At 33.9% G+C, this 8,662-nt stretch carries 7 protein-coding genes and 1 other RNA gene; 1 reads left to right on the forward strand and 7 read right to left on the reverse strand.

The genetic code is table 11. The features are described 5' to 3' along the window. A partial coding sequence (locus GMA11_RS08795; protein ID WP_163546486.1) for a transposase occupies nt 1-170 on the forward strand: 170 nt, incomplete at its 5' end. A 576-nt stretch (nt 171-746) separates the two neighbouring features. Here the strand turns inward: GMA11_RS08795 and GMA11_RS08800 are convergent. From GMA11_RS08800 to GMA11_RS09545, 7 genes are all read right to left on the reverse strand, one after another. Beyond that, the gene (locus GMA11_RS08800) at nt 747-1,391 is read right to left on the reverse strand and encodes a hypothetical protein (protein ID WP_163546776.1); all 645 of its coding nucleotides are present in this window, start codon (nt 1,389-1,391) and stop codon (nt 747-749) included. 516 nt (nt 1,392-1,907) lie between these two features. Further along, nucleotides 1,908-3,068, reverse strand: a complete 1,161-nt coding sequence (locus tag GMA11_RS08805; protein ID WP_163546777.1) for a class I SAM-dependent rRNA methyltransferase — start codon at nt 3,066-3,068, stop codon at nt 1,908-1,910. A gap of 69 nt (nt 3,069-3,137) precedes the next feature. Continuing rightward, nucleotides 3,138-4,427: an adenylosuccinate synthase gene (locus GMA11_RS08810; protein ID WP_163546778.1), complete on the reverse strand. Its 1,290-nt coding sequence runs from the start codon at nt 4,425-4,427 to the stop codon at nt 3,138-3,140. Nucleotides 4,428-4,481: 54 nt separating this feature from the next. Beyond that, nucleotides 4,482-4,581, reverse strand: an RNA gene (gene ffs / locus GMA11_RS08815) — signal recognition particle sRNA small type. Between the two features lie 222 nt (nt 4,582-4,803). After that, a complete protein-coding gene (locus tag GMA11_RS08820; RefSeq protein WP_370516587.1) occupies nt 4,804-6,237 on the reverse strand; it encodes an amidase in 1,434 nt (477 codons plus the stop codon). Nucleotides 6,238-6,292: 55 nt separating this feature from the next. After that, the gene (locus GMA11_RS08825; RefSeq protein ID WP_163546780.1) at nt 6,293-8,164 is read right to left on the reverse strand and encodes a SpaA isopeptide-forming pilin-related protein; all 1,872 of its coding nucleotides are present in this window, start codon (nt 8,162-8,164) and stop codon (nt 6,293-6,295) included. A gap of 85 nt (nt 8,165-8,249) precedes the next feature. Then, the coding region (locus tag GMA11_RS09545; RefSeq protein ID WP_205422928.1) for a transposase at nt 8,250-8,662 on the reverse strand (413 nt) is incomplete at its 5' end.

Raw genomic sequence — 8,662 nt, forward strand, 5'->3', positions numbered from 1 at the left:
CCACACCTTATTCAAACGGTATCACAGAAGCTATCAACAATCATATTAAAGTCATCAAACGGATTGCCTATGGCTATAGACGTTTTTCCTATTTTAGATTACGTATTTTAATCATACAACACCATTCCCAATGGCAGAAAAAGAATGTGAAAAAGGTAGTGAATGGTTAATGTCATTCACTACCAACATACTCACTATTTCTCTCCACCAACACAATTTGACGAAGAGCCATAAAAGATAGAGAAACATTTCAGTGATAAACTCACAAAAATATCACTCTATCTTTTTTATCATATTTTTTCATCCTAGAATACTTTTGACTTACTCCCTAGGGAATTTTCTTGATATAAAAATAAAACTACTCATCAAAATAATCGAACTCATTACTAGCACTCTTTCTGTCAGCATCCATAATGACAAGCACAAAATGATATTCCTAGCAACCCAAGGATGTGGGTAAACTGTCCAAAACAACAGCGTCAAAGCAATACCTACTATATAAATGATAAAGATACGTTTATATTTAAACGCTCGCTCCAAAACGGTGGCTTTGAATAATAGTAGATGTGCGAATATCCCGAAACAAAATAGTCCTCCGGTAATAATCAGCCCCACGGTATTTCCTCGTTGTACAAGAGTATTTATCTCTTCAACACAATATGGCGTGACGAATAAAAACGCAATATAAAAAAGAATAGATATATAATATCGATACAATCGCATGATACATCACTCCCTATAGAATTTTAAGAAAAAGGAAATTCGATTTTTATTAAATACGTTCCACTCATACCAGAAACTCTAGATACTGCTTCACTCCAAGCTCTTGGAGATAATGGTCCCCACAATCTAACATTATATCCCCAATTTAAAGAATAGCTAAATGAATTAGTAGATACATCTGTTTGAAAAAGTTTTCCAGTACCCGAACCTGAGTGACATCCTACTTTTCTACTTATAAGATAATATATATCATCAGGTTTCCAACTACCGTAAATTCTATTCACTCTAATTTTTTCATTATTAGAACTTACATCATAATCAACATATAGTTCAGCTTTGACCCCTGCGATATACTTACTACTTCCATCAACATCTCTATCTTCACCAACGGTGTTTTTTCCCAAAGGTATTTCAATTTCGTAACCAGCTGTATATGATTTTCTAGCAAACGTACTTAAAGTCTGTTTATGTGTAACATTAAGCACTTTTACTTTATCACTTGTTAACTCTATTTTATCTCCTACCTGACGCAACTGTAAATCATCTACATTTACAACAGTAACATCTAAATTTTGGATATTAAAATCTGCCTCTTCTGCACTGACAAACCCAAAATTTATAAATAATAAAATAATCAAAAACGTAACAACACTTATCACTTTTTTCATAATATTTCCTCCTTTTATCATTAAATAAAGTTCTATAATCTAATCCAATAAAATATCCCCATTTTTGTACCTATAACAATTTCTATAGTACATTTTATCCACATCTTTTTATTATATTATTATTTTAACTTTGTTTTATAATTTTGTCAACGCTTTAATTTTAATCTTTTAGAAATGGTTGACCTTAAATATATACGATTAAACGTGTGCTGTCTTAACAGTCAGCACATAAAGAGAACCACCACTATTTATATGCGAGGTGTCTTTTTGAAAACGCTAGTCTAATACTATTTTTTATAACAGTTGTCTTTTTATCTCTACAAATACGGTTAACCCAAAAGTCAAAACAAAGACGAGGTAGAGTCAAAAAAATCATGACACGATAAATTTAGCTTTTTGAAAAATATGATGACATCAAAACTAAAGCGGAGAAGACAAACAGCCTAACACTGTTTGTTTTCTCCGCTTTTATCATATAATGACTTTTGGGTCAGCCTGTATCATCACATTTTCTCTTTAGTCTACTTTCAAAATGATAACTTTTAAATAGTTCGATAATTCAACTTGTTTTAAAGTCGTAAAATCTTCTGGTAGCCTAAATACTTTTTCAATCGTATAGGCTCTTTTTAATCGTTTAAAGGCTTTATCAATCATTGCAACAAAATCTGTATATGACACATTTGAGGCATTTGTTGATGCAACAATGTGACCATGTTTTGATGTTATATGAATGGCATCTTCGAGTAATTCTGTATAATTTTTTGCTACAGAAAATGTTCTTTTCTTCGTTCTGGCAAAACTTGGTGGATCCAGTACAACCCAATCAAATACTAACTCTTTTTTCTTCGCATATTTGAAATAATCAAAAACATCCATGACATATAGTTTTTGAGAATCCATGGATAAGCCATTCACATCAAATTGTTCTGTCGTTTTTTCAATACTTCGTTTCGCTACATCCACACTTGTCGTCTGACTTGCTCCACCAACAGCGGCCGCAACCGAAAATGCTCCTGTATAACTAAAGGTATTCAATACCGATTTACCTCGACATTTTTCTTTTAAATACGCTCTTACTTCTCTTTGATCTAAAAAAATTCCGGTCATTAAACCGTCGTCCATGTATGTTGCGAATTTCACACCATTTTCTTCAATGACTAATCGCTCAATAGGTTGGCCAGTGACAAAACGTGATACAAATGGAGGATTCTCATATCTCAATTTTTCATAAACGGATTGGCACTCTGTCACAACTTTTAAAAAGACTTCTATAATTATATCCGCATAAGCATAAATCGCTTGCGTATACCATGAAAAAACTGCAACTCCCTCATACATATCAATCGTAAATCCTCCTAATCCATCTGCTTCCCCATTATACAAACGATACGCAGTAGAAGAAATCACCAAAGATTGTTTTCGTTGATACACCTCATACAATAAGTTTTCAAAAAAACTAGCGGATAGTGTTTCTTTTGGGTTTTGACTAAAGACAAATCCAATCCCTTTGTTCTGCTTCCCTAATAATGCTTGTGCAACGAATTGTTGTCGCTCATCGTACAAAGCCACTACTTTTCCCTCTGCAAATGATATAGAAGAAAAGTCTTTTTCTACTAATAAAGGGTTACCTCTTTTTATTTTTTGAGCACTTTGTCGTGTGATATAAGCTTTTTCCATACTATTCCTTTCTTACTCTACACATTTTTATCATAAAAAAGCACGATACTAAGTACCGTGCCTTTGTCATTATCCCCAAACACTTTCCAACACATTCGTTTGATCTCTATCTGGACCAACAGAAAATGTTGAAATACGTACACCAACTAATTCTGATACACGACGTAAATATTGACGCGCATTTTCTGGCAAATCTTCTAATGTACGGCAATTTGTAATGTCTTCAGACCAACCCGGTAACACTTCATACACAGGTGTACACTCTGACAATTCTTTTAAACTTGCTGGATAGTGTTCAATTCGTTCGCCATTTGCTTTCTCATAAGCAACACAAATTTTAACTTCATCTAAACCACTTAAAACATCTAAACAGTTTAAAGATAAATTCGTAATACCCGATACACGTCTTGCATGACGCATCACAACACTATCAAACCATCCAATACGTCTTGGTCGACCTGTTGTTGTTCCATACTCACGACCAATTTCACGGATACGATTTCCGACTTCATCAAATAATTCTGTTGGGAATGGTCCATCTCCTACACGCGATGTGTATGCTTTACAAACGCCAACAACTTTTGTGATTTTTGACGGTCCAACACCACTACCAATGGTTACACCACCAGCTACCGGATTAGATGATGTCACAAATGGATATGTTCCTTGGTCAATATCTAACATGACACCTTGGGCACCTTCAAACAATACACGTTTACCTTGATCCAATGCATCATTTAAAATTACAGATGTATCACAAACATATTGTTTAATTTGTTGTCCATATTCATAATATTCTTCAAATATATCTTCAAATTTTAATGGTTCTGCTTGATATAATTTTTCAAATAATCTATTTTTTTCTTCTAAATTCGTACGTAAACGTTCTTCAAATATTTCTTTATCTAATAAATCTGCCATACGAATACCGATACGAGCTGCTTTATCCATATAAGCAGGTCCAATCCCTTTATTCGTTGTACCTATTTTATTATCACCTTTAGATTGTTCTTGTAATGTATCTAATAAAATGTGGTACGGCAAAATCACATGTGCACGAGAAGAAATACGTAAATTTTTTGTATCAACATTTCTTTCTGCTAAATATGCTAATTCTGTTACTAAAGATTTAGGGTTTACAACAACTCCGTTCCCAATAACACTAATCTTTTCTGGATAAAAGATACCTGATGGAATGAGATGCAATTTATACGTAACACCACCAAACTTAATTGTATGTCCTGCATTATCTCCACCTTGATAACGTGCGATAACCTCTGCATTTTCACTTAAAAAGTCGGTAATTTTACCTTTTCCCTCATCGCCCCATTGGGTTCCAACAACTACTACTGATGCCATAATTTACACCCTTCCTTAGAGTAAACAGATTTATTTACTTCTTCGATTTTTTATGTTTCCGCAAAAAAGTACAGCACATGAGAAATCCTATTTATAGCTGCTTCCTTCCGGATCTGACTCGGTTCATAAGCTTCTCATTGCCGTACTTCGATATTATAACAAATTCTTTTTTATTTTTCCACTAAGAATACAGGATTTCTCTAAATTTTCTTTTTAATCATCTATTTGACAGAAAAATCCGACTATTTTTGTTGAATTCAAGAATTCTTAAAATAATACATAAACATTCATTTCTATAACCCATTTATATACTACGACAAGTAAAAATCGAAAATATACTTTTGACTAATAAATACCTTTGATACCGCATTATTATCTATGAAAGGAAATAAGGTTCCAACTGTTCTGATAAAGCAAATAAAATGTCTTCTCGCCCTTTTCTAGCCGTCAACTGTACACCAAGTGGTAATCCGTTTTTGGTTTGATATATCGGTAAACTAATAGCAGGTTGTCCCGTCAAGTTTGCCTGTTGGGTAAAAGGTGTTAATGTTAATCCTTTTAAAAACATCTCCCAAACAATATCTAATTTTCTTTTAGTAGATGTCGTACTTTCCACATCATTTGCCATTTTTTCAAACAATTTATGTTGTATACCATATTCTGTTAGTTTAGGCGCTACATCTGCTGTACTTGGTTGCAAAAACACATCATATTCTTCATGAAAATCAGTCACTACCGCTGCAGCACTGTCCCAACAAGATAGAGCTTTTGTATAATCACTCGCTAGTAAATCTTTACCTGATTGATAAATAATCCATGCCATTATATTCATATCCTCTCGTGTTAAAGGACGCTTTAAAGACATTTCCATATCGCAAAACATCGCTGCTGTTTCTGCACTATTCATCATATAATAACTTTGCATCAATCCAATACCGTCTAATTTAGGTGTTGCTTCTTCTACAATACAACCCAGTTCTTTTAGCATTTGTACTGTATAATAAACAGCATTTTTCGCAGCATCCGAAACCGGTGTTCCTACCGGTGACTTGGTGCTATATGCAATTTTTAAAGGCTTAATCATAGGTAGCTCTTTATTTAAAGGCAAGGTAAAGGGACTTTCCCACTGTTCTGTTTGAAGTGCATAGAATAAGGCTTTTGTATCTCGTACGCTTTTTGTAATAGCAAAATGAATAGATGCTCCTTGCCACCCTCGGTAACTAAATGGTCCAACAGGAATACGCCCTCTGCTCGGCTTTAGTCCGATTGTACCTGTCCAACTAGCCGGAATACGAATTGACCCTCCTCCGTCACTTGCTAGAGCCAAAGGAATCATATCACCGGAAACCGCACTAGCAGCACCTCCACTGGAACCGCCCGCATGTCTTGTCATATCAACAGGATTTCTTGTCGTACCATATAACATATTGTCTGTAAAATTAGTAAATCCAAACTCTGCTGCGTTTGTTTGCCCAATCACAATAAATCCTAATTCTTCTATTTTTTTAACGAGATTGTCTGTATGATTAGATACATTGTTTTGTAACAAAGAACTACCACATGTATTAAGTTCTCCTTTTAGATTTTGTCCTAAATCTTTTAATAAAATGGGCACACCTTTATACATTGTCTTAGATAATGGTCTTGTCTGTATTTCATATAAAGCTTTATCGTATCGTGTGCGCACAACAGCATTTAATTGTGGATTGATATTCTCTATCTTTTCTATCGTTTCTAAGAACAGTTCTTCAGCAGATATAGCACCTTTTTGAATTTGTTTTGCCCAATATAAAGCATCTTCCATGTTTATTCCTCTTTTACTGTATAATGACTCTGTGATGCTTTTTATTTTAAATGAAATTCGTTTATTTCTCTAGTTTTTTAATCAATAGACCTCGTATACCTAAACAAATACATACACTACCAATAACCAATAAATACACAGCATTATGCTCTCCTGTTTCTGGTAGGGCATCGTCTTGTTTTTGTGTCGTTTCTTCAACTGTTTGAGTTGTTTCTTCTGTTGCTTCTTTCTCAAAAGACTGTTCTTGCGAATTAGTATCCGTATGTTCAGCAAGTAAAGCACCTTTTTCTTTTTGAGAGTAATCAAAAATTTGTTCCATTACTACATATTTCCCCTCATCAAGAGCATCTAAATTTACTTTATCTAGCGCAACAGATAGACTGCCTTTTTCATCTACCGAATAAATTTCCTCTGTCGGCTCAACAACAATATCTTCTTTACCAAGTGGTGTTATCCATGTTTTGACAAGTACTTCCCCTTGTTTAAAACCCTCATAATTGATTGTATCAACATAAGTATCACCCACTTTATTCACATACGTTTGAATCTTCGGATGTAGTGCATACACCGTTTGATTTTGATTTTTTAAATCAAGATGCGTTGTAATCAACACATCATTCAAATATAATTCATCTGCATATATAACTGTATCTTCATACCCTTCAAACTCAAAGGACTGTTCGTCTTGAGTACCGTTCGCAACAAATGAACGACATTGTTCTTTCAATACTTTACCTGATGTGTCAAGCTGTTTTACTACAAGCATATATGTTTTATCTTTCACTAAATTGGATAGCACAACAGCTTCTACATGTTTCTCAAATGGATAACTTTGTTTTTGGTGATACATCGTTGTCGCTTTCGACTGTATGGTTGGTTGTTTATCGTTTACAATCGTGATAGTGCCCAATTCATCAGAATAGACTTCTGGATTTAACAAAAATCCATCTGGTGCTTTGACTTCTTTAATCGTATAGTGCTTTTCTATATTTAAATTTGAAAATGTAACATTCCCATTTTCGTCTGTTTCTAACATGTCGATTAATTGATTTCCTTCATAGACACCAATGTTTGCCCCTTGTAATCCTTTGCCATTACGATCCACTTTATGTACGACAACATCTTTCTTTTTAATTAAATTCAAGCGAACGGTTGAAAATCTCTCCGTGTCTAATTTAAATTTTCCTAATGTTTGCGAATGCTCTCGCTGATAAATAAATGACATACCATGATGTTGTGGTTGTTTTTCTTGGTAAAACGATAGTATCGTTGTATTAGCAGAGGAAGTTGGTGTTAATATTAAGCGATTATCAATACGTTCTATCTTCCACCCTTCAATCTGCTCTGGAATAATCAACTGAGACACTAAACCATTCAAATCCTCAAGTACTGCACGTTCTCCTAAAGTTACTGTAACAGTTTGATTATGCCAACTTGTATATTTTTTGTACTGCTCGATTTTCTTTGTCACATTTTCTTTAAACTGTTGATACTCTTCTAAAGAAAGTGTACCTGTTACTTTTGCAATGCGATACCCTAAGTTTTCCCAAACAAGCATTTGTGTATAATGATAGTGTTTATCGGATACTTGGATGGCATACCCAAAATATGTTGTTAAAGACAATTTTTCTTTTAAAGAAGCATCAATCTTTTTTTGTTTCTCTCCTGTAATAATCTCTTCATTTGAGAACACTTTCGTCTGATACTCTTTTCCGTTTACTAATGTTGTGGGATCTAAACAAAATAACACATCATCATCATCTGAAACTAAAACATCATCATAACTCAATGCTGTATGAAAATCCTCCTCTTCCACATACACAACTCCAGATTCTTTGGAATCTCTCATCGTCACAACTGTATCTGTTGCAAATACTTGCGTTGAACAAAACACACTCAACAAACAGACACCGATTATTAACCATTTTTTCATTGTTTTCCTCCTTCATGTTTTCTATTATGTATATATGCCATTTCAACTCTTTTTTGCACAAAAAAACTACATTTTTCAATGTAGTTCAGATTGTTGACAATAGCGATAAAAAATCCAACATATTTTTTAAAAATTGAAAAATATGTTGGATTTTGCATTTAAAAATGATAAATAAAGAACTATATTGTGCAAACCGATACCCATGATTTTGTTTAGAGTCTGCAAAGCTACGCTCAATCGTTTCTTTCCGTCGTTTATATAGTGCTTTCCCAAACGTAGATAATCGACGCTCACGACATCTATCATATACATCAGCATCTATCGCTCGACGTAGTATCCGTTTATTACTGTTATCGCTTATACGATACTGTTTATATCCTTGTCTATCAATGTTTCTGTAGGTGTAAATTTCTCCCGTACGTGTATCCGTAAAACAATCTCTAGATGAATCATATCGAAAAAACTTATGGTCAGGATTGCGATGAAAACGTCTATACC

This window comes from Granulicatella sp. zg-ZJ (genome assembly GCF_010892355.1).
Lineage (GTDB): Bacteria > Bacillota > Bacilli > Lactobacillales > Aerococcaceae > WM01.

Excerpts from the sequence above, each read along its gene's own strand:
- GMA11_RS08800 (WP_163546776.1), bottom strand. The coding sequence starts at position 1,391 with ATGAAAAAAGTGATAAGTGTTGTTACGTTTTTGATTATTTTATTATTT.
- GMA11_RS08805 (WP_163546777.1), bottom strand. The coding sequence starts at position 3,068 with ATGGAAAAAGCTTATATCACACGACAAAGTGCTCAAAAAATAAAAAGA.
- GMA11_RS08810 (WP_163546778.1), bottom strand. The coding sequence starts at position 4,427 with ATGGCATCAGTAGTAGTTGTTGGAACCCAATGGGGCGATGAGGGAAAA.
- GMA11_RS08825 (WP_163546780.1), bottom strand. The coding sequence starts at position 8,164 with ATGAAAAAATGGTTAATAATCGGTGTCTGTTTGTTGAGTGTGTTTTGT.